The 20,340-nt window shown below is 56.1% G+C and carries 18 protein-coding genes and 1 pseudogene; 8 read left to right on the top strand and 11 right to left on the bottom strand.

Annotated elements, in window-relative coordinates:
• Nucleotides 1-53: 53 nt before the first annotated feature.
• Nucleotides 54-2,204 carry a mechanosensitive ion channel family protein gene (locus BA011_RS07620; protein ID WP_065279989.1) on the top strand — a complete coding sequence of 717 codons (2,151 nt, stop codon included), beginning with the start codon at nt 54-56 and terminating at the stop codon, nt 2,202-2,204.
• Between the two features lie 564 nt (nt 2,205-2,768).
• Complete coding sequence (locus tag BA011_RS07615) at nt 2,769-4,115, top strand: hypothetical protein (RefSeq protein ID WP_065279988.1); 1,347 nt, start codon at nt 2,769-2,771, stop codon at nt 4,113-4,115.
• 840 nt (nt 4,116-4,955) lie between these two features.
• Here BA011_RS07615 and BA011_RS07605 read toward each other — a convergent pair.
• From BA011_RS07605 to BA011_RS07590, 4 genes are all read right to left on the bottom strand, one after another.
• Complete coding sequence (locus tag BA011_RS07605; protein WP_186806517.1) at nt 4,956-5,828, bottom strand: TniQ family protein; 873 nt, start codon at nt 5,826-5,828, stop codon at nt 4,956-4,958.
• A gap of 17 nt (nt 5,829-5,845) precedes the next feature.
• Nucleotides 5,846-6,907, bottom strand: a complete 1,062-nt coding sequence (locus BA011_RS07600; RefSeq protein ID WP_065279985.1) for an ATP-binding protein — start codon at nt 6,905-6,907, stop codon at nt 5,846-5,848.
• Nucleotides 6,908-6,967: 60 nt separating this feature from the next.
• On the bottom strand, nt 6,968-9,277 hold the full coding sequence (locus BA011_RS07595) for a Mu transposase C-terminal domain-containing protein (protein ID WP_065279984.1): 2,310 nt from the start codon (nt 9,275-9,277) through the stop codon (nt 6,968-6,970).
• A 256-nt stretch (nt 9,278-9,533) separates the two neighbouring features.
• On the bottom strand, nt 9,534-9,722 hold the full coding sequence (locus BA011_RS07590) for a hypothetical protein (protein ID WP_065279983.1): 189 nt from the start codon (nt 9,720-9,722) through the stop codon (nt 9,534-9,536).
• Between the two features lie 403 nt (nt 9,723-10,125).
• Between BA011_RS07590 and istA the strand changes: the two genes are divergently transcribed.
• Nucleotides 10,126-11,679, top strand: a complete 1,554-nt coding sequence (gene istA / locus BA011_RS07585) for an IS21 family transposase (protein WP_065279982.1) — start codon at nt 10,126-10,128, stop codon at nt 11,677-11,679.
• Between the two features lie 16 nt (nt 11,680-11,695).
• Nucleotides 11,696-12,472, top strand: coding sequence for an IS21-like element helper ATPase IstB (istB, locus tag BA011_RS07580; protein WP_065279981.1), 777 nt, complete (start codon nt 11,696-11,698; stop codon nt 12,470-12,472).
• Nucleotides 12,473-12,474: 2 nt separating this feature from the next.
• Here istB and BA011_RS07575 read toward each other — a convergent pair whose 3' ends face one another.
• On the bottom strand, nt 12,475-13,356 hold the full coding sequence (locus BA011_RS07575; protein WP_151343404.1) for a hypothetical protein: 882 nt from the start codon (nt 13,354-13,356) through the stop codon (nt 12,475-12,477).
• A 63-nt stretch (nt 13,357-13,419) separates the two neighbouring features.
• A complete protein-coding gene (locus BA011_RS07570; RefSeq protein ID WP_065279979.1) occupies nt 13,420-13,674 on the bottom strand; it encodes a hypothetical protein in 255 nt (84 codons plus the stop codon).
• 104 nt (nt 13,675-13,778) lie between these two features.
• Between BA011_RS07570 and BA011_RS07560 the strand changes: the two genes are divergently transcribed.
• Nucleotides 13,779-14,926, top strand: a protein-coding gene (locus BA011_RS07560) for an IS3 family transposase (protein ID WP_151343403.1) whose coding sequence is annotated in 2 segments (ribosomal slippage) — nt 13,779-14,028 and nt 14,028-14,926 — 1,149 coding nt in all. Because the reading frame shifts where the segments join, the coding sequence is not laid out codon by codon here.
• A 566-nt stretch (nt 14,927-15,492) separates the two neighbouring features.
• Here BA011_RS07560 and BA011_RS07550 read toward each other — a convergent pair.
• The 4 genes and pseudogenes from BA011_RS07550 to BA011_RS45000 form a co-directional block, all read right to left on the bottom strand.
• The gene (locus BA011_RS07550; protein ID WP_065279976.1) at nt 15,493-15,753 is read right to left on the bottom strand and encodes a hypothetical protein; all 261 of its coding nucleotides are present in this window, start codon (nt 15,751-15,753) and stop codon (nt 15,493-15,495) included.
• 22 nt (nt 15,754-15,775) lie between these two features.
• Nucleotides 15,776-16,099 (bottom strand): hypothetical protein, encoded by a 324-nt coding sequence (locus tag BA011_RS07545; RefSeq protein WP_065279975.1) that lies wholly within the window; start codon nt 16,097-16,099, stop codon nt 15,776-15,778.
• Nucleotides 16,100-16,125: 26 nt separating this feature from the next.
• A complete protein-coding gene (locus BA011_RS07540; protein ID WP_237352663.1) occupies nt 16,126-16,497 on the bottom strand; it encodes a YccF domain-containing protein in 372 nt (123 codons plus the stop codon).
• Nucleotides 16,498-16,524: 27 nt separating this feature from the next.
• Nucleotides 16,525-16,569: pseudogene (locus BA011_RS45000) on the bottom strand (hypothetical protein); the annotation flags it as partial.
• A 255-nt stretch (nt 16,570-16,824) separates the two neighbouring features.
• Here BA011_RS45000 and BA011_RS07535 point away from each other — a divergent pair.
• Entirely contained in the window at nt 16,825-17,484 is a 660-nt protein-coding gene (locus BA011_RS07535) for a hypothetical protein (protein ID WP_151343402.1), read from the top strand.
• A gap of 57 nt (nt 17,485-17,541) precedes the next feature.
• On the opposite strand, the gene BA011_RS07530 is transcribed toward BA011_RS07535, so the two are convergent.
• Entirely contained in the window at nt 17,542-18,051 is a 510-nt protein-coding gene (locus BA011_RS07530) for a hypothetical protein (protein WP_065279972.1), read from the bottom strand.
• 408 nt (nt 18,052-18,459) lie between these two features.
• Between BA011_RS07530 and BA011_RS07525 the strand changes: the two genes are divergently transcribed.
• Entirely contained in the window at nt 18,460-18,672 is a 213-nt protein-coding gene (locus tag BA011_RS07525; protein WP_130814850.1) for a hypothetical protein, read from the top strand.
• Nucleotides 18,673-19,349: 677 nt separating this feature from the next.
• Nucleotides 19,350-20,300: a lipase/acyltransferase domain-containing protein gene (locus tag BA011_RS07520; protein ID WP_186806516.1), complete on the top strand. Its 951-nt coding sequence runs from the start codon at nt 19,350-19,352 to the stop codon at nt 20,298-20,300.
• The last annotated feature ends 40 nt before the right edge of the window (nt 20,301-20,340 follow it).

The raw sequence follows: 20,340 nt of genomic DNA, 5'->3' as shown, positions 1-20,340 counted from the left end.
AGTTTCGACCAACCCGGCAAAAGCGACGACACCGTCGCGGGGACCACGGCTATATGCGCATCATCGACGACCGTCATCCCCGCCGCAGAGTGTGCGCATTCCTGACGCTGGTACTTTCAACGCTTCTGCTGGCGAGCGCAAACCCCGGATCGGCGGCTGAGCCGACCAATTCCTCGGCGCCGATCCGGGTTATTATCGAATTGCCGAATGATGACTCCGGACGAGCGCTGGTCAATCGGATCGTCCCAAGCAATCAGGAACCGGCGCAGCCGGTAGCAGTCTCGCAAGAGGCGGCACCGACGTCGATTGCCACGTCACTACAGGATTTGCGCCAGAGGTTGCTCACACTCGTCGATGCCTTTCCGACCCTGCCCGGGCAGATCCAGTCGGCGATCCGGGTCTTCCAAACGGATGATCGTATCGAACCTGTCGGCCTGATCTTGGCGGTCATACTCTTCGTCGCAGGCGGGTTCGTTGCTCAGCGCCTTGCCTGGTGGTCAGGGCGAGGGCTGCTCCATTTTGTGCTGAACGCGCCTGCTGACACCGTCCGGCAGCGGATCAAGCTCCACGCCGCCCGGCTTTCAATGGGTCTTCTCGCCTTGGTCGGTTACCTGATCGGAAGCCTCGGCGCGTTTATCCTCTTTCCATGGCCTGCCGTGTTTCGCGATATCGCGCTCATTCTGCTATCAGCCGCGCTGATGGTGCGCCTTGGCGTGCTTGTGGGCCGCATTGTCATCGCGCCAGGCGCCCGCCTGCCGCATATGCGGCTTCTGACGCTTGTCACCTCGCTTGCCTGGTTCTGGTATTACTGGCTCCTCGGAATCGTCGCTGTGCTGGCGGCTGGCTGGGCCACCATTGAAGTGATCAAGACGATCCGGGCTTCACCCATCTTGGTCGACCTCTTTACCGCAGCATGGTTTGGTGTCGTTTCAATCGCTTTGATCGTTATGATCTGGTTGCGGCACTTTCGTTCCGACGGGCCGCCCATGAGCCGGCTGGTCTGTGTCGGCTTCAGCGCGAGCATGCTGCTATCGTGGCTGTTATGGGTATCCGGGCTCCGCGGTGCATTCTGGACATTGGTCGTCATCACGCTTCTGCCGCTTACCGTTTCGGTGGCTCATGATATCATTCGTCGCATTATACAATCCGGCGACGAGCAGGCGGTCGAGGATCCGGCTATCGTCGGATGGTCTGTTGTCATCATGCAAACGCTGCGGAACGGCCTCATTGTGGTCGCCGCGCTGCTCATTGCCCGCGCGTGGAATGTCAATCTCAGCGATCTCGCCGCTGCCGAAACCGTGACCACACGCTTGATCCGCGCCGGAATCCGCATTGTTATCGTGCTGCTGGTGACCGACGTAATCTGGAAGCTCGCAAGCACGCTGATCGACAGCCAGATGGCGGTGGCGTCGCGAAGCGAGCAGGGGGGACATCAGGATGGCCCCGAAGCGCGTCGGCGTCAGCGGTTGAATACGCTCCTTCCCATTCTTCGCAATGTGCTGTTCCTGGCGATCGGCGCCGTTGGCTTCCTGATGATCCTGGATGCCGTTGGCATCCAGATCGGACCACTGCTGGCGGGCGCTGGCGTCGTCGGCATAGCGGTCGGCTTCGGTGCGCAAACACTCGTCAAGGACATCATCTCTGGCGTCTTTTATCTGTTCGACGATGCCTTTCGCATCGGCGAATACATCCAGGCGGCGAAATATAAAGGCACAGTCGAAGGTTTCTCGCTGCGATCGATCCGCTTGCGACATCATCGCGGTCCGGTCACCATCGTTCCCTTCGGCGAACTCGGCGCGGTGCAAAACCTCAGCCGCGACTGGGTCATCGATATTATTACGCTCACCCTGAACTACGACAGTGACCTCGAGGAGGTCCGCAAGACCATCAAACGCATCGGCGTTGAGCTTCTGGAGGATGCCGAACTCGGGCCTAACATCATCGAGCCCTTGAAAATGCAAGGGATCGAGCAGATGGCGGATTATGGGGTGCAGATACGGCTGAAGTTCATGACGAAATCCGGCGAACAGTTCGGCGTTCGCCGAAAGGCCCTTGCCATGCTCAAGAAGACATTCGCGGAAAAAGGCATCCAGTTTGCAACGCCGACCGTCCATGTTTCCGGCGGTCCCGCCGATGCAGCGGCAACCGCAGCCGCATCGGAGCTGCAAAGACCATCGAAAGTCATCCCGACACTTGAGGAATAGCAACGGCGAGCCCACGGCGGGGTTTCAATCGAATCCCGTCTCAACAGTCTGACCCGGACATTGTCGTCAAGCGCGCGTCGTCCGAGACACGGGTTTTAAAAAGAATCTGTTGGCTGGCACCCAGCCGCTCAACGAGGCACGTCCGCAGGCGAACTCGTCGATATGCTGGATCGTCCAGGCGCAAATTCGAGCGGGGCGACTTTAAAAGAGCGGATTATGAGATGAATGACGAAGGTATGTCATTTGTAAAACCGGCGGAAAGATCGGATTAGAATCCCAGAAAAGGTGGGTTTTGCCATTTCGATAGGAACGATCTGCCGGATCAAACCGGGTCTGGCGCCGGATTTGATTCCACGACCATTTCTTGATCGACATTTTCCTGGTTTTGAAGAAAAACCATTTCAAACCGCCCCGTCCCGGTTGCCGGGTTGGAGGCCATTGATCGAGAAGTGGAACTGATAAAAGCTGGCGGGGCTGGTGGTTCCAACTTGATCGCACGGCTTTCGGCTAGACAGCAGCAAATATTCATTCCACCCTTGGTTTAATGCAGTCGGCCGTTTATTCATGCGTAAGTCATTCATTTGGGTCCTGATTCGCCGGATCCGGATTTTAAATTTTCGATTTTTTAAACGACGTAATTACATCATGTTTCAGCTCGGCCAACTCCTCACGGCAATCCTTCGGATCATCGTGGTGCCATTTATCGGGCTGTATTACTTTTTCGCGGCAATCGGTCAGCTTGCCTTCTTCCTCGCGTCAATCCCCAGCCTACTGTTGACGCTTGTTTCGTCGGCCATTGTGCTGCTTCGTTCAAGATCAAGCGGTCTATTTCTGGCTTCAATCGCAGATGCCCTGGCGGCCGAGTCCGGCCGCCGCTCCTTCATTGAACGCAGTCTCTTGACCGACCGCCAGATCAAGATCCGGGAAACACCACCGCTTTTCGAAACACCCGAGGGACCAAGGCGGCTCTCAAACGCCGAGGCGTCGGCCCAAGAAATCCGACTTCGCTATCAGAAAGAAAGAGAGACCGTACTGTTCGGCCGAGCAGGCGATGCGTTGCAGACGCTATCTGAATTTGCGACCCGATCAGGAGAGACAAGTCTCGAATACAGTTTGTCCTTAAGAAAGTTGTCATTCTGGGAAAGACGTCAGGGATACCTTGATTGGGTTGTCACCATTGCCACGCCACATCGCGAGCTTATCGAAGGTCATCTGCTGAGGCTGAAAGAATGGTTGGGGATTGGCGTTGAGTTCGGCGCCTATTCTCCCGCAACGCTTCATCGTGCGTGCCGCGATACGCCGGAGGAGATGGGGACGATTGCGGGAGGTGTCAAAACCGTTTCCGATTTATTGTACGCGCTAACCTGCAAGCACGTTTTGCCCCGCTGCGATCACGACATCTTTCCCACGTTGAGCCCCGGAGCCGACATTCCGGACGCGACATTGATAAATATGCATGACGGGTGTTTTGCGGGTCACTTCGGATCGGCTTTGCCCATTGTCGAGCAATCGTTTCTATCTGATCTCTACGCTGAGGGTCGATATGTGACCAGACTCGGCGGAGCGTCTCCCGTTGAAGGTTACGTCGAAAACCGGGTTTCCGAATATACGATTGATGGCACGCTTTACAGTTTTCCAGCGTGTACGGTCGCGGTTCGAAGGAGGCGCATTCTCGGCCTCTTTGTTTATCCTCGGACGTCGAAAGGCTTTTCCAAGAAGGGCGACTCCGGTTCCTGGGTGGTCGCGGGCCTTGGCGGGAAGAATAGCTTTCTTGGGCTGATCCACGGCGGCACTGAGCGCTTCAGTTACGTAATCCTGGCGGAACCGTTGTTTGAATTTCTGAACGACCGCTTGGCAGCGATAAATCCAAGTGAACGCATTAGCAATGTAATTCCATTCGAGGATCGATAATGGCTTCAGCAACAACTTTTTTCACATCGGATTCGCTTGCGTCGGTTGCGACCGCCTCTTTAATAATAATTGTTGTCACGAACACAGTCAGAAGGGTCCTGGGGGTTCAGTCCGTGTGGGTGCCTGCGGCGGTTTCCTTGATCGTGGCTTTCGCGGGCGCTGTTAATGCGGGCATTTTGCATGGGATTTGGGACGGCGTCCTGGCGGTTTTCAACGGATGTCTCCTGTTTTGCACAGCGACTGGCGCTCAAGAGACCGTTGTGTCAAATCCGATTGCCAAGGACACGGACCGCCCATCGTTGCAGAGCGCAAAGCGCGTCAGGTGGTTCTCGTCCTGGCTTCGTAAAAACGAAGGTCGCTCTCGCTACAAAGCGTAGGATGGAACGGAGGGTGGTAGACCTGGGTCCGCCTTCTTGTCGGCGGGAAGAGCCAAATCTGGACGCCCGAGATCAGGTTGCTCGAATTCAAATTCTTCCAAATCGGCGCACCCGCTCTCTGGGGAGGTTGCGCGAAACAAGTCTGCCTGTAGGACGGACGTTTGGGACGCTGTCACAACTGTAGTTTCACTGGGCTTGCAGTTGGCTCTCTGTTGGGGTTGCAAGCGGCGAGAGACGCTTCCACGCCGCCGCCGGATTGGCCAAAGGCAGGCAGACACGCACCCCGCCGGATTGTGAGTACCACCGGTTAAATCCCAATGCTGCATTGCAGGAAAATAGGGATGGCACTGAGTATCAACGAACGGCGGCCAGCGCGTGCGCTAGTTTAAGTGCGCGGTTTCACGACCTGTCCCCGTGCAGTGAAAGGTATGCAGAGGTGCCGTTGCCGGTCGTCTCAACGCCTTTATCCTAGCGCGAATTCCCTCATCACTGAGATAATCTCCACATAGCCCGGATCGTTTTCAAACTCCAAGACCTCGGCAGCCAGTCTGCCGAATACCATCGTCAGCGATTTTCTTCCGCGCGGCATCGGACGCGAAGCGATTTCGTGGAGCACCTCTTTGACCGCTGCCAGCCCAGCGCTGGTGACTGCGATCCCCTCACGACCCGCATCCACCCATTCCGACGATGTCAGTGTTTCCAGATCAGGTTCGCTTCCATGCCGCATTACCGCACCCAGCGTTTCTGTAAAGTGGATCGCTGTTTGCAGTGGGAGCGCGTCGAGCCACGCGTCGGAAACAAGATCCTCGTTGAGGCGCAGCGACACGTACGGTTCGAATGGTGACGACCGGAGCTGGGATGTGGAGCGTTCGATCAGCTTAAGGTTCTCGCGTACGACCCAGGCGAAATCTGCGCTGTCTTGCCATGTCCGCCCCTTGAAGGTCATCAGTTCGCGATCATGAATGGGGCAGCAGCGCATCGACTTGAGCGCCCATTCCACCTTCGCATAAGAGCGAGTGGGGTTGTGCTGCGGTCCCATCCCGTCGATCACACATCGGGGACAAAGTCTGCAGCGGAGGGGATCCACGAACCGCCTCGCGAAGCGGTGCCCATTGATCATGACATCGCGTCCGACCGAAGCGACCCCGACATCCAGACGTGTCGTAGGGACACCTGTGATCTCGGCGAAAATTTGCATGTCCCGGGGCCCGCCATTGAGCAGGCCCCAGAAACTAAATTCAAAAAGCTCAGCAAAGTAGGATGCCGACCTCAACCCGTACGCCGCCGCCAACCGCGAGCAGAAACTCCCGACTGTTTCTCCCGGATTGAATTTCACTACTGGTCGGATGGTACTCACAGGCCGAGTACCTTTGCATGACGGGGATGCTCTTTCTGCCAGAGGCGGTCCGCCTCACGAAGTTTGGCCAGCCGTGGGGTGATTTCGCTCCAGTGTGCCACAGAGAAGATGTTATCGAGTGGACCGCAGCCCGAAAAATGGCTGTACGCCTTCTTGAAGTGCTCGTCGGTCACGACGACGTCGTCGTCCCAGATCGCAATTTCAGTTGCCGCGCGAATGATCTGGGTGACCGTTCCAAAATCGTGCTCGCCAGCATGCGCCAGGCGGTGGATGAATTCCGGATCATTATGCAGCGCGGTTTTAAGGGAGGCATGCTCGGTAATGATCGTCTTGGCAGCGTGCTGGATGGTGGCAATGCCGACGGCGTCTTTCATCTTTTCGAAGTGAACGACGGTATGGCGATTGGTGAGCTGCTTTATCGTGAGGAAAGAACCAAGGGGCTCTACGCCCGCCAAAATCAGGCGCACCGGCCAGTCGGGCATCTGCACGAGGTTCTTAAAAGCATTTGCGATCTTGGTGATCTCGATCACATTGGCGGTGTCGATGGCGTGCTGCGCTTCGTCGACGAAGACCCAATGAACCCGCCGTGCTTTCAAGGCATCACGGAAAACCTGCCAGGCCTCGTTTTCTTGCAGTTTCTTGCGGATCGGAAACTTGAGTGCGTGGAGACCCTCCAATGCGAAAAGCAACGGAGTGTTTGGCGAGGGGTTGGTAAACGAGAGAACGGGATCGAACTCGTTACCGTCGTCGTCAACGTAGGGCAGCATCGCGGGACGCTGGTTGATGTGCTCGAACAAGGCGGTCGTTTTGCCCGCGCCGGATTCGCCCAACACCGCGATGATCCGGCGCTTGTCAGGACGGGAAAACTTCCCAATTTCGGAAACAGCAATGCTGGTTTCCTGGGCATCGAGATCATATGCAAGGCTTTCGTCGCGCTTTAGACCGATATATCGACCGTTCATATGTGCGATACGATCCGCCTTCAGGAGACGATGCGCAGGTTGCAGTGCGCGAATGCGGGCGATGGAGGGGCTAATCATGGTCGTTGCAGTGGTCATAAACGATACCTCTTTTTGAAAACAAGGGATGCCGAGCCCGGTCTTCCGGGCGCGGCATGGCTAGCGATCGAAGCGGCTGGAGGTGCTGGGGGCGATGGCCGGTGCGGGGTCAAGCGATGATGAGGAGCGATCGGTAGCAGGCGCTGCCTCCACGCTCGCCGACGGACGCTTCGAGCGGTCGCTATTGCCCCGCTTAGACGTCTTGGCGTGTTCTGCCGCCCGCTTTTGCGCCTTGGCCTCCTCGCGGGCCAGCAGCATTCCAGCATACATGTCGCTGTAGAGGTCGATCAGGTTCGACTCATCGTGCAGTACAGGCACTTCTTCCTCTTCGTCATCGATGATCTCGACCGTGTGAGCGAGGCTCTTTTCCCAGCGCTTAAAGTCGTCGTCGTTAACGACCGCTGTTCCGAGCTGCGCTTCAGCGCGAGCGATCTCAGCTTGATTTCGAAGATATTCCTTGGCCCTGAGGGCAACCGAACGGTGAACCTTTGCCGTCCTCTGGTTCAGGATGCGAAGACGTTTGTTGAACGCCATCCACTTCCAAACACTCATGCCCGCGAATTCCTGATGCAGGGCTGGCACGTTCAACCAGCCCTGCTCATGTTGGACGGAGATCATCCCGAGGTCTGAAATGCCTACTCGGATTTCGACATCGATATCCTTCTTCAGGAAGAGGTGATGGAGAGCCTTGGACCAATACTGGATGCCAAGGAACCGAATTCCAGCGTTCGTGAGCTTGCGGGTGCCCTTAACGCCAAAAATGTGGCGATGAATGTTCTGAGACATGGGCGGCGTAGGCTTGTAAAACTTGTTCAGGCGCTCCCAGGCTGCAAGCGGCGTTTCCCCCTGAAGCCCGTAGTGCGCAGTGTTGTGGTAGACATCGATCAGGAAGCGATACATGAGTTCCGCGTACTGATCATACGCGATGCTGGCCTGCTCTGACGCAGTAAGGTCGCCCATCTCATCTGGACTGCCCCACGTACGTCCGGCAAAGGTTGCGAGCGCATCCCGGTTGATGGTGCGGAACCACCGTTCGATCGTACCTTTCGAGCGAGGGTCGCCCGCTTTCGGCTGGAAGAAGCATGCACCGGCGTCAAGCACCGCTACGCGCATTGCCATGCTCGCCAGCCAAGTGGCGGAGTCGATGACCACTTCCTCTGCATTGCCCTGCTGCTTCCACCTGGTTACGCAACCAAGGGTCTCGGAGAGCTGTGACTTGTCTTGAAAGACCATGCCCAGAGTGGCAACGGCCGTCGAAGCGCTCGGCTCTTCTGGATGGAAGCGAAGCCCAAGCAGGCTTCTTGTAGCGGTGTCGATAGCCGCTGTGATCCAAAGTCGGACCCGTGAAACGACATCTTTCTCTGCTTTCGTGAGCTTGTTCCACAACCCTGCCAGCATCATGATCGTCATGAGGTCGACTTGGCTTTCGTCAAGTTCGATGCGCTCAAGTGGTCGATCGGTGTCGATTCCGAACCGAACGGCAGCATTCTTATTCCGTGCTGCCTCTTTTCCCAGATAAGCTAACTCGAGATGTCCTCTTGGGATCTGATTGCAGCGCTCTCGAAACGTATCGATGTTCGGAACTCGAAGTTCTTTATGAACCTTTGCACCTAACGCCTTGTTCTGTTTCCTGATTACGTCGTTCTCTCGATCGAACGCCGCTTCCAGCATTTCATAGAGTTCGGTGATTGCTGTCCGATCCGACGACGCCTTGATCGCGACATGCTCATTGATAATCACCAGTTCGGGTGCGGTAAAATGCTCTCTCCGGCCCTTACCGGTGTTGTCGTAGAACACGATGGGATCGTAGTCCGCACGCTCGTAGCGCGTTACCCAGTCGAGAAGTGTTCCTCCCTTGGGCGCAGCGGGAATGGTTTCCATGGTCTGGCGTTTTCGGCCTTCATCCTCATGCAGCTTCTCCGCCGCCGCGACGATCAGCGCGTGCTGTTCGATAGCCCAACGTGCCGCATCTGCTTTGGTACGCTTTACCTCGCCGCGTTCGTAGGCGTTTGCGAAGCGCTTGCACCAATCTACGCAGAAGAGGATGTGCTTCTGCTCATCGGGCTTGAGGGGACTGAGCAGGCTTGAGATGTCGGTCGAAGCAAAATGGCCATGCTGAGGGCGGCGACGCGGGATGTAACCCATCGGGTTTTTTGGGCGATGGAATCCCTTGTGCAAATCGATATGTGAGAAGAACTCCTCGGGACCGGGATCGCCGACGCGCAGGAACCAATGACCATCCTGAGCGGAGCGCTGCCACTCGTACATGATGTCGCGATCTTCGACGCGGTCGCCTTTGTAGAAGGAATAGATGCGGTATTCGAATTGGTTCTCTTCGCGGTAGCGGTAGGCGTTCAGTGCAGCAGCCATTTTGCTTAACTCCTTTTAAAACGGCGCAAGAATTCTCACGCGGCCTTTCGGGCCGATTTAGCCAAGACCTACTGAGAGCCCTGGTCTGCAGAAGAGGTGAGCGGCCGTGCTACGGCGGAGCAGCTGGCCAGATTCCCAAGGACCGGCAAATGCTGCGAGTGCGGAAGATCGTTACCAAGACGGCAGCCTCCGAATTCAAACCCGTGGATCGATGAACGATGGTCATTGTGGGTTGAGACCTAGCGAGGAGCGCGGTTTAAGACAGGTTTGAGCTGTCGCTAAGGACCTCGTCCGTGCTCTCTGGAAATGTCCACGTACCACTCGCGTAGAAAAATGTTGCAAGATCGCAGGCGTACTCGTCGACCTCTACGCGCTGGCGAGTACCAAGGGCGGTCAGATCACCGGAATGTTTCCCGAGCAGCTCGTTGTAAAGTGTGTCGGTCATTGTACTGTTCCTTTTAGGCAAGCGTTTCCGATCAGCCTCACGGCTGTCGACGGGCGCTAATTCGCGCGTATGTGAGTGGAGAGGTGCTGGCCGCTTAAGGTGGGGCGCGGGCGGCGATTGCACCAGCGCGAAGATGATGCGGCAACAAGCATGAGACTTGACGCACCGGGCTCACTCCTCTTCCTGCCGGACGCGCACATACGGCGCGTCGATTAGTTTGCGGTGTGGCTGCGTGTTTCACTAATTTCGGGACAGCGATTCCGGTAATTCGCGGACAGCGATTTCAGTAAATACGGGACAGCGATTCCGCTAATTCCGGGACAGTCTCGGACGTGGATTTAAGGTCGATTTTCGCAAGCGCCGTTCTGGCAGATTGCCTCCTCATCATCGGTTGAGAGGGGCCATGCCAAGACGGAAGCAAGCGAGACGAACGACAGTGAAAGACATTCGATCGATACTGCGACTGACGCACGAGCAGGGCCTTTCGGTTCGCGCCGTTTCGGAACGCCTGAAGATCAGCAAAACCTCTGTGGCGACGTATCTGTTGCGAGCGAGGGAGACCGGACTTTCGGTCTGGCCGTTGCCTGCGGGCCTGGACGATGATGCCGCGCTGGAGCGACATCTTTTCCGGCGCGTTGGCCGGCCGCCACAGGACTTGGTCGAGCCGGATTGGCGGTCCGTTTCCGCCGAGCTGAAGCGCAAGGGTGTAACGCTGACGCTGCTCTGGCAGGAATACAGGGCGAGCCATCCCGACGGCTACGGCTACACATGGTTTTGCGACCGTTTTGCCGTCTTCGAACGCCGCGCTCACGCGACGTTCCGCAACCGTCATGAGGCGGGCGCGGTGATGCAGACGGATTATGCCGGCCACACCATCCCCATCATCGACCCTTCGACCGGCGTCATCCATTCGGCACAAATCTTTGTGGCGATGCTTCCCGCCTCGTCGTTGACATTCGCCTGTGCCAGCTTCAGCCAGAAACTGCCGGACTGGATCGAGGGCCAGGAACGCGCGCTGAGCTTCTTCGGCGGCGTCACGAAGGCGATCGTGTGCGACAACCTGAAGGCAGGCGTCGCCAAGGCGCTGTGGTTCGAGCCGACGCTCAACGCCACCTTCGCTGCTATGGCCGAACATTACGATACGACCATCCTGCCGACCAGAAGCCGCAAGCCGCGTGACAAAGCCAAGGTCGAAGGTGCAGTGCTGATCGTCGAGCGCTGGATATTGGCTCGCCTCAGAAACCGACGCTTCTTCAGTCTGGCTGATCTGAATGCCGCGATCTCGGTTCTGCTTGACGACTTGAACAACCGCCCGATGCGCCACATCGGAAAGTCGCGCCGAGACCTGTTCGAGGAGGTAGAGAGAAAGGCGCTTGCGCCGCTGCCAGCAACGCCGTTCGACTATGCGGAATGGAAATCGGCGAAGGTCCATCCCGATTACCATGTCGAGGTCGACAAGACCTTCTACTCTGTGCCGCACCGCTTGATCGGCCGACAGGTTGATGTGCGTCTGACCCACCGGGTGGTCGAGGTATTTCTCGATCACAAGCGGATTGCCAGCCATATCAGGCGTTCTCAGCGATCCGGGCATGTGACGGTCAACGAGCATATGCCCAAATCCCACCAGCGTTATGCCAACACGACGCCGGCATCGCTTTTGAACCAGGCGGCAAGGATCGGGGTGAACACCGCCATTCTGGTCGAGCGGATGATGCGCGATCGTCCTCATCCCGAACAAGGATATCGCTCGGCCTTCGGCATTCTGTCCCTTGCCCGCCGTTACGAGACGGATCGCCTGGAAGCGGCGTGCGAGCGGGCGCTGGTCATCAACTCCATCACCTATTCCTCTGTCGCCGCCATTCTCAAATCCGGTCTCGATCGAACCAAACCCCAGACAGACCCGGCAAAACCCACCCCGCCGCACACCAACATCCGCGGCGGCTCCTATTACCAGTGAAGGAAAGGAAAGACCCATGCTGACACATCCAACCCTCGATCAGATGCAGGCCCTTGGCCTTGCCGGAATGGCAACGGCCTATCGCGAACTTGCCGCTCAGAACAACAGCAGCGATCTCAGCCGCGACGAGTGGCTCGGCCTGATGCTCGATCGGGAAACGGCTCTGCGATCCGACAAGCGCCTGACCAACCGGCTTGCAGCTTCAAAGCTCCGCTTTCCCGACGCCTGCATCGAGAACATCGACTTTGCCGCTCATCGTGGTCTCGACCGCCGCAACACTCTGTCGCTTGCGCAAGGGGCGTGGTTGAAGGCACATGAGAATATGATCATCACCGGCCAGACCGGCACGGGAAAAACCTGGCTCGCCTGCGCCTTCGGCCGTCAGGCTGCCCGGCTCGATCATTCCATCCTCTACCTGCGTATGCCGCGTCTGTTCGAAGATCTGGGCCTTGCCAGGCTTGACGGCCGCTTTCCACGCCTGGTCGACAAACTCGCCCGCGTCCAGTTGCTGATCCTCGACGACTGGGGAACGCACACGCTCACAGATCAACAACGCCTCGACCTGCTGGAAATCTTCGAGGAACGCTATCGCCGGAAATCAACGCTCATCACCGCGCAGCTTCCTGTCGCCCAGTGGCATGACATGATCGGAGAACCGACCATCGCAGACGCAATCCTCGATCGGATCATCCACAATGCGCACCGCATTGCCCTTGAAGGCGACAGCATGCGACGGCAAAAAACACCATCCCACTTGACCGGCGCTGAAAACGGCGAAATCAATCGCTCATGACTTCAACCAGGCAGGCGAAAATCGACCACACCATGCTGTCCCGGAATTAGTGAAACCACTGTCCGCGATTTAGTGAAACGACTGTCCCGTTCTTCCGAAATACGCAGTGGCTGGACGAGTTCGAGAACACCGTCATAGAGCAGGCACAAAATGGCATTGAAACCATCGGCAAAACGCTTGAAGGTCCGGGCAACCTTGTAGGCGCTGAACTCACCCCGGATGTCTCTTACGAGGTCGAGCATGTACTGGCAGTCGGCCTCATCGCGAACTTTATGAGCATGTACGATGCTCTTGCTGTTCCAAGCGACATCGCGCGTCAAAGTACGATCAGTGAGGAGGACAACCTTGTCAGCGAACCCGTCCAAATGGGGCTTGGTGCGCTCGACAACTTCTTTGATTTTGGTCTTCTCGAGCTGGTCGACGGGCTTGATCGGGTAAACGATCTTAAGGCCGTTCTTCAGGCTCGCTCGAAGGTCATAGATGTGCTTGCGCTTCTTGCCGTCGGCATCAAAATATGTGACTGCGGGTGGCTGGTCCTCGATCTCGACAACCGCACTGCTTGCCATCAGAAAAAGGATACAAGTCAGTTCGTAGGTGCTGCTGAAGCCGATGGCGCGATTGGTCCGGGGGTCTACGATGTAACCGCGAGCGTGCGCTTTCGTACGCTTTGGTGGCTGTCGCGTCCCGGTGGAAGCCTTATGCCCTGTCCAAAGCTTGGCATCGTGCGCGACCCCACCGTCGTCATAGAAGCGAACGGTTACGAACTCACCTGCAGGTGCGTAATCCCCGAGAGGGTCATATGCTGTCGGCTCGTCATCGACGTAATTGTCGATGCCGTGCTCGCATTCGATCATGTAGCGAAGAACCCGCTTGGTAGTCATCACATTCCTGTTCCGGACACGGCTGTGCCACCAATCAATAAAGATGGGGTGATTGGTTCGCTGAAATCAGCGATGGACGGTTATGACCGGACGATCAGGGAAGGGCGGGTCGGCGTCGGGGCCGTCAGGTACGTGATATTCGTCGACAACCGCCTTGGTGGCGGCTTCGGCAAGGGAGATGACCACATTGTTGGAGGTGGGCGCATCGTAGCCCAGAGGCTCGAACGAGCGCCCGAAGAACAGCTCTGTGAACGCCTTGAACGAAGGCGTCCAATCATTGGGATTTGCAGACGATTCAGGCGTGGGGTGGTAGTTGGACATGCTCGGCCTCCATAACAAACTGGATTGTTTGGAGGGCAAACTGGCCTGCTGCCGGTTTCATGGACACGAGGTTAAGGTGTTCCTCCTGAAACCGGAGAGCATGAATGCAAAGACGAATATTCAGCCGCGAGTACAAGCTTGAGGCGGTGAAGCTGGTCAGGGAGCGTGGGGTTGCCGTTGCGCAGGCTGCCCGTGATCTTGATGTCCACGAGAATGTGTTGCGCAAATGGGTTCGGGAATACGGCGACGATCCCGGCCAATCCTTTCCTGGAAAAGGGCAAATGAAGCCGGAGCAGCTTGAGATCGAGCGGCTCCGTCGTGAAGTCGCAAAGCTGAAGGCAGAGCGCGATATCCTAAAAAAGGCCGCAGCCTACTTTGCCAGGGACGCGATATGAAGTTCGCGTTCGTTGCAAAGCACCGCTCGATCTGGCCGGTGGCATGGCTCTGTGAAGCGCTGGGAGTTTCTCGTTCAGGTTTCCACGCCTGGTTCAATCGTTCTCCGAGCGAACATGCACGCCATGACGAGGTCCTGCTGGAAAGGATCAAGCAGAGTTTCCAGTCCAGCGACCGCACCTATGGTGCCCGACGGGTCTGGCACGATGTGCTGGAGGAAGGGTTATCCTGTGGCCTCCATCGTATTGAGCGGCTGATGCGCTTGAATGCGCTCAGGGCAAGACCGAGGCGGCGTGGCTTGCCAAAGGATGCCGGTGACCGTGCCGTCATCATGCCTAACGTGCTGGACCGCCAGTTCGTGGCAGACCGTCCGAACCAGAAATGGGTGGCTGACTTCACCTATATCTGGACCGCGGAAGGCTGGCTGTATGTCGCAGCCGTCATCGACCTGTTCTCACGCCGTGTCGTCGGCTGGTCGATGAATGCCAACATGACAGCCCAACTCGTCACAGATGCGCTGATCATGGCGATATGGCGTCGAGGAAAACCAGATGCTCTGCTGCATCACTCCGACCAGGGCAGCCAATATACCAGCGAGCAGTTCCAGCGCCTCATGGGAGATCACGGCATCACCTGCTCGATGAGCCGCTCTGGAAATGTCTGGGACAACGCTGCAATGGAGAGCTTCTTCTCCTCACTGAAAACGGAGAGAACGGCACGGAAGGTTTATCGCACGAGGAATGACGCCAGAGCCGATGTGTTCGATTACATCGAGCGCTTCTACAACCCGAAGCGTCGCCACTCGACACTGGGCTATCTCAGCCCCAATGACTTTGAAACAAAGGTGGGATTAGCTTAACCTCGTGTCCGATAAACCGGCAGCAGGCCAGTTTGGCCGTGACAAAGTTAGCTTCGCACCCCGAAGGCAGTCCCTGGCGTGAGAAATACCAAGATTGGATACGACAGCTGGACGAGCGCATTGTGGACGCAGGAAGGGCGTCAATGGAAAGGGAGACGGTGACAGTCATCCCGGCCGACAGCCCGCCCGCTGAGCCTTCGTCAACGAGCGAAGCAAATTCGGTCGTCGTAACCGGAACCACTAGCATACCGCGTAAGCAAATTAAATTGTCGAAGCCAGGTCCACCTAAGGTGGTCGGAACGGCTAGGATCCGGCGGAATGCATCGCTTCCACATGCGAGGGTGGTCGCTCGCGCACAGGACGAAGGCAACGCGCTCGTCCAAGGAAATGCGCAAGAGGCTGCCTACCGGAAGTCGCTGCTCTCCGAAAACGAGCTACTCCGTAAAATGCTTGAGCGATTTGCGTAACAGTCGGGGATAGCAGTCGAACTCGAAGGCGGGCTTTTGCCAGGCGGCCGGTGGGCGCCGTACGGTCAGGAGGTTGTGCCTGACTAACCCTGGGTGTCCTTAGCCATGCACGGCAAATCCACGGAATTGACAATGACACCTCCCCTCGCGAATGACTGCCTTGACCTTCACAGATCTCAGTGTTTCATCGGCGACAAGGTCGATATTCGGGAAGTCATCCGGACTAAACATATCTTCGCTGATCCAGAGGCCAGTTGGGTCAATGCCCGATTTGTGTGCGGATAAGAATTTTTCCAGGGCATGGTCCCTGGATTCGGCGTCGATCAACATTCGGGCCCTAACGAGGTTGAAGAATGGCATGTGAAAGATCGTAAGCTCCTGTTCAATACCTGAACTCCGGCTCCGAAGACGATGCTTTCGCTTCCATGTCGATGCAACCCTTGAGGATGCTGTACGAGGAGTCACTCGATCGCGCGACCTCGTCACAGTAGCGCTTCGCGCTTTCTGCGATCTGACTCCACGACGACTTGAGCGTATCGTAGGCTTCCTGTTCCATCGAAAGGCACCCGTTGTAGATGGTGCGCGATCCGCCACTCACCTCTGATACCTTAGAACAGTAGCTTGGGGGATCGTAGCGTGGAATGGAGTCCGCGTGCGCCGCACCGCTGAAGGCAAGCACTGCGCCAAAAACGAGGCCCCACTTCATATTGTTTTCGAGCGGCAGAGACCGGCTCATTTTGCGGCCACAACGCTTGTGGCGCCACTCTTTGCACGGATCTTGTTGAACTTTTCCTGGGCGTTGTGCTCTCGCGCGATCCGCGCCATCTCGACGGATACCACCCGGCGGCCGACTGGCCAGAAGCTGAGACCGGCGAGCTTGAATGATTGAAGTCCGAACGGGATGGTGATGATGAAAATGCAGTTGATCACGCCAGCAACCAAGTGACCGACGAACAAGCCGATACCGAAGGTGCAGGCCCAGATGACATTTACGACGAAACCAATCGTTCCAGTCAGCGCGGTCACGGCAGTGACGCCTTTCCCGTCCAGCTCACGAACGTGAACGACTTCCTTGCCAAAAGGAAACGCTGACAGCTTGGCCATCTCAATAGCTCCACGCGAAAGCGGCAAGCCCACGATCGTTAACGCGAAGAGTATGGCTCCGAGTAACCACATGAGGGAAAGTACAGCGCCCCCGAAGACAAACCAGATGATATTTCCCACGAATCGCATTTGAGCCCCTCAACCAAAACACGAGTTGTAGTTGAACAATCGGCCCATGGAAGTCAATCGGAATGCGCGTGTTCCGAAGAGGCTAGGTTGTTTCCTTCGCTCCGCAATTGATAGTGGGATCCAATCCGTGAACGGAAGCTAGGTTTTCGCGAGATCATCTGGTCCCGCTTCAATGGCGACGATCAGGGAAGATTGACAGTGTCTGGTTTTCGAATGACCCTTTCGATAGTGCAACTGAGTTTTCATATGCGATACTTCTCGGTTGGCCTGCAAATGGCCGCAACAGTCTATATCCAGGCTGACTCCTTGACCGAGGCGCAGGGAAAGCTGGAGCAGATTCTTTCGAAATCCATCGATGCTCGGGACGGCCGTTGGTTTTCCGACGCTTCGTTCGGAACGCCCGCACTTCCTGAGATCAGCTTTGCAACGGCTATGGAAATCCGAGGACCTGCACAGGACGACACCTGTAAAACCATAAATATCGATGACGTCGAACAATTGATGTGGTCGTCGTCCGACGCTTCGAAGTCCAAAGTGCTTCCGCGCTCATCAAGTCAGTTCCGAAGCAAGACAGGATCATTCTATTGGGCGGATCTCGAGGTTAGGACCGTCGGGATCATGAAGTTCGAGACAGAGACCGAGGCGAAGGCTTTTCTTTCCCAGATCACAGAGGAGCGCCCCCCTGTTCACTGGGAAATGGCGGATGAATGGTTCGAATTGGATGGTTTTGAAAAGGCGGAATATCCGCTAATACTCTCGCCGAATATTGAGGTGCTCGCAGTTTCTGATGCTCTCCCACTAGAGCTACATTGGTCTATCTCAGAAGAGATGAAGGGCGGGGAGGGGGCACGGCACTGAGACAGTCGCATTGCGGATTTTCAGCGATGATCGAGTTGAGCGCCCTCCAGGTTTCAATCAATCCAAGGGAAAATATGGACGGTAATTTTCGTAGGTGAAAAATACATTGACTGAGCCGTCACTGTTCAAGGCAATCCGGCTCAGGGCATCCTGCAGATCCTCCTCGCGCTTGACAGAAGCCACGCTCACAAGGTCTTTGGCCAAAGTCCTGAAAGCCAACGCACGAATGCGAGGAGAAAAATAGTCGTGGACCTTAAAGCAAGTCTCGAAATATCGTAGATCCCGGTCGTCGATTTTCCGTTTTCTGTCCGGCGAGTTGAAGTAGACGGAATCCGAATCCTCAAGTGTTTGAGTATCCAGATCGCAATAGTAAGCGTAGCGCGAGCCGCCTTCAAACGGCGGAATTCGGTCGTCGAAGCCGTCTTTTTGTAATTCTACATCAAGGATCGCCCAAGCCTCGCTAACGGCAGATATTGCCAACTCCAATGCTTGTGCCCGTATCGGTTTCGACCAGTGCTCCTTTTCCTTCTCGGTGTAAGTGCAATTTTGGGGGTCAGTGCAATCCATCTGTCAGGCGCTCTGCTTAGGTAGCTTCAATACTGTGTCGATCGGCGTTCAGACGCAAACGACTATTTCTCCGCCAAGCCTTCTGGCGTCAGCGCTTAAGATCGTCCGCTCATCAAGGAATTGCTCACTTGAACTGCGGTGGCCGGATTAGCCATGGGCACCCCCTTTCACCAAGCATCGGCGGAAGTCTTTCGCCCGCTGTGATGGCGATAGCACACGACCTTATTTTACTCTCTGATTTGGGTATCTGCATCTAATACAGAGCTCAAAATTGCCGATGCAAAGGCAAACGTTGACTTCGTCAAGCTGCCTACGCACCATTGATCTCGATGCATTTGGATTTTCGACTTGCGCAAACTTCTTTGCTTGAGCACCTCACACTTGTCCGCGGCTACCAAGCGGTTTCTAATGTCTCATGATCAAAAAGAGTGGCTTACAGTGGGCGGGCCATTTGGAGATACCGGCTGGATATTCCACGTTGATGAAGACGCGGCGCTCAATTTCGGCAACCGACGGTTCAAGGATCTATGGCGTTCTTTTGCGTACGCTGCCGATCGCGGTTACGACCTCATCCTCTTCGATGATGTTGAGGAGCCGGTACGGGATCTGGCGGTCTATTGATGCCCGCAATAATGTAGCAGTATCAATCTTTCTTGGTCAAAACCTTCAAGATCGAACCTCTTCCAGGAGTGAGTGAAGTTGATGCTCGCGCAACATCTACCTCGCGGAGCTGCAGGTTACAAAGTGGGTGAAGTATGAAGATTACGCCAACCCTATCCCGAAGGCAGATCTCTGGTTCAAAGCGCCGACGACAAATACGGTCACGAAGCTGTCCGAACATTGCCTGGCGTACGACTTTGCCGCACAGCGAGGGAGAGAAAATATTGGTGGCTGGATTGAGACGGCCGCTGGCAAAGCGGGTAGGTAATTGAAAGGCGTCGCGTCTCTCAATTCTACACGAGAAATTTCAAGCTATAGCAACGTTCATTGAGGTCCCGAGAAGGACCGTTCATGCAGCACAAGATCGGTGGCGGCGCTATTGGGATGGACTGAGGTGGCCATACCGTCCGCTCTCGGATGGAGGCGACGGCGGTTTTGTTACGGAACAGATCACGCTGGTGCCTCTTTTTGTGTAGCGCGTCTTTGAGATAGACCACGCATAGGGGCGGAGACTGAATCGATTGCCTGACCCAAGATTTGTGGGATCGTTCCAAGGGACACGAGGCATTCCTTGGCGTTGACATCTGCGAAAATACAACTGCAGAATGGTGAATTGGATTGAGTCGAAGGTTTTTCAGATGGCAAGGTATTCCGATCTTGTGGTTTTGCTTCCAGGTATCACCGGGTCAGTTTTAGCGAAAGACGGCGAAGTCCTTTGGGGTACCGCTGCGCGTGATTTCTGGAGAATGTTTTGGGAAAAATCCCTGGACCAAATGCAGCTGCGATCGGCTGACAACGGCGATGACGATCTGGGTGACGGCATTGAGGCGATTGGGCTCGTTTCAAACGTAACGATCGTTCCTGGACTGCTCAAGATCGATGGCTATTCTAATACATCGAGCTACCTCACTGGAAATCTACCTCTAACGCGAGGCGAGAACTATTTTGAGTTTCCCTATGACTGGCGGCGCGACAACCGTGTTTCTGCTCGTAGGTTGGAGCGGTTCTGCCACGAGAAACTGAAGCTGTGGCGCGAGTTGAGCGGCAATGAGGCAGCCAAAATAGTTTTCATTGCCCACTCCATGGGCGGGCTGGTTGCAAGGTACTACATCGAATGCCTTGAGGGTTGGAAGTGCGTTCGTTCCTTGATCACCCTTGGGACGCCCTACCGCGGATCATTGAATGCACTCGACAGCATCTGTAACGGCACGAAGAAGAAATTCGCTGGGTTCGAAGTGGATGGATCGCACGCGTTTCGCTCTTTCCAATCGCTCTACCAACTCCTGCCAACGTATCCGGTGATCGATCTCGGAGACGGGGCTCTAAGGCGAACAACAGAGGTCGACTTGCCATTTTTGGAAGCTGATCGAGCGGCGCAAGCTCGCGCCTTTCACAGTGAGATAGAAGAAGCAGCTAGCGCGAATGTTGCTGCGGTCGCGAACCTCAATGATCGAACGCGGATCGTTCCTGTCATCGGCATTGACCAGCCGACGTCGCAGTCTGCGATGTGGGCTGGGGCCGGGCCACTACAAATGTTGCGCTCAATAGGGGGCGAAGACGATGGTGGTGACCAAACGGTTCCGCAGTAAGCGCTCATTTCGCTGCGCGTTGACGCAGTGGATTGTGACG

This window comes from Rhizobium leguminosarum (assembly GCF_001679785.1).
Taxonomy (GTDB): domain Bacteria; phylum Pseudomonadota; class Alphaproteobacteria; order Rhizobiales; family Rhizobiaceae; genus Rhizobium; species Rhizobium leguminosarum_R.
Note: the sequence above shows the minus strand (reverse complement) of the source record. Positions and strands in the feature narration are given on the sequence as shown.

What these genes read in the sequence shown, in the direction of transcription:
- BA011_RS07620 (WP_065279989.1), top strand. Translation starts at nt 54, where the DNA reads ATGCGCATCATCGACGACCGTCATCCCCGCCGCAGAGTGTGCGCATTC.
- BA011_RS07615 (WP_065279988.1), top strand. Translation starts at nt 2,769, where the DNA reads ATGCGTAAGTCATTCATTTGGGTCCTGATTCGCCGGATCCGGATTTTA.
- BA011_RS07600 (WP_065279985.1), bottom strand. Translation starts at nt 6,907, where the DNA reads ATGACCACTGCAACGACCATGATTAGCCCCTCCATCGCCCGCATTCGC.
- BA011_RS07595 (WP_065279984.1), bottom strand. Translation starts at nt 9,277, where the DNA reads ATGGCTGCTGCACTGAACGCCTACCGCTACCGCGAAGAGAACCAATTC.
- BA011_RS07590 (WP_065279983.1), bottom strand. Translation starts at nt 9,722, where the DNA reads ATGACCGACACACTTTACAACGAGCTGCTCGGGAAACATTCCGGTGAT.
- istA (WP_065279982.1), top strand. Translation starts at nt 10,126, where the DNA reads ATGCCAAGACGGAAGCAAGCGAGACGAACGACAGTGAAAGACATTCGA.
- istB (WP_065279981.1), top strand. Translation starts at nt 11,696, where the DNA reads ATGCTGACACATCCAACCCTCGATCAGATGCAGGCCCTTGGCCTTGCC.
- BA011_RS07570 (WP_065279979.1), bottom strand. Translation starts at nt 13,674, where the DNA reads ATGTCCAACTACCACCCCACGCCTGAATCGTCTGCAAATCCCAATGAT.
- BA011_RS07550 (WP_065279976.1), bottom strand. Translation starts at nt 15,753, where the DNA reads ATGCCATTCTTCAACCTCGTTAGGGCCCGAATGTTGATCGACGCCGAA.
- BA011_RS07545 (WP_065279975.1), bottom strand. Translation starts at nt 16,099, where the DNA reads ATGAAGTGGGGCCTCGTTTTTGGCGCAGTGCTTGCCTTCAGCGGTGCG.
- BA011_RS07540 (WP_237352663.1), bottom strand. Translation starts at nt 16,497, where the DNA reads ATGGCCAAGCTGTCAGCGTTTCCTTTTGGCAAGGAAGTCGTTCACGTT.
- BA011_RS07530 (WP_065279972.1), bottom strand. Translation starts at nt 18,051, where the DNA reads ATGGATTGCACTGACCCCCAAAATTGCACTTACACCGAGAAGGAAAAG.
- BA011_RS07525 (WP_130814850.1), top strand. Translation starts at nt 18,460, where the DNA reads ATGTCTCATGATCAAAAAGAGTGGCTTACAGTGGGCGGGCCATTTGGA.
- BA011_RS07520 (WP_186806516.1), top strand. Translation starts at nt 19,350, where the DNA reads ATGGCAAGGTATTCCGATCTTGTGGTTTTGCTTCCAGGTATCACCGGG.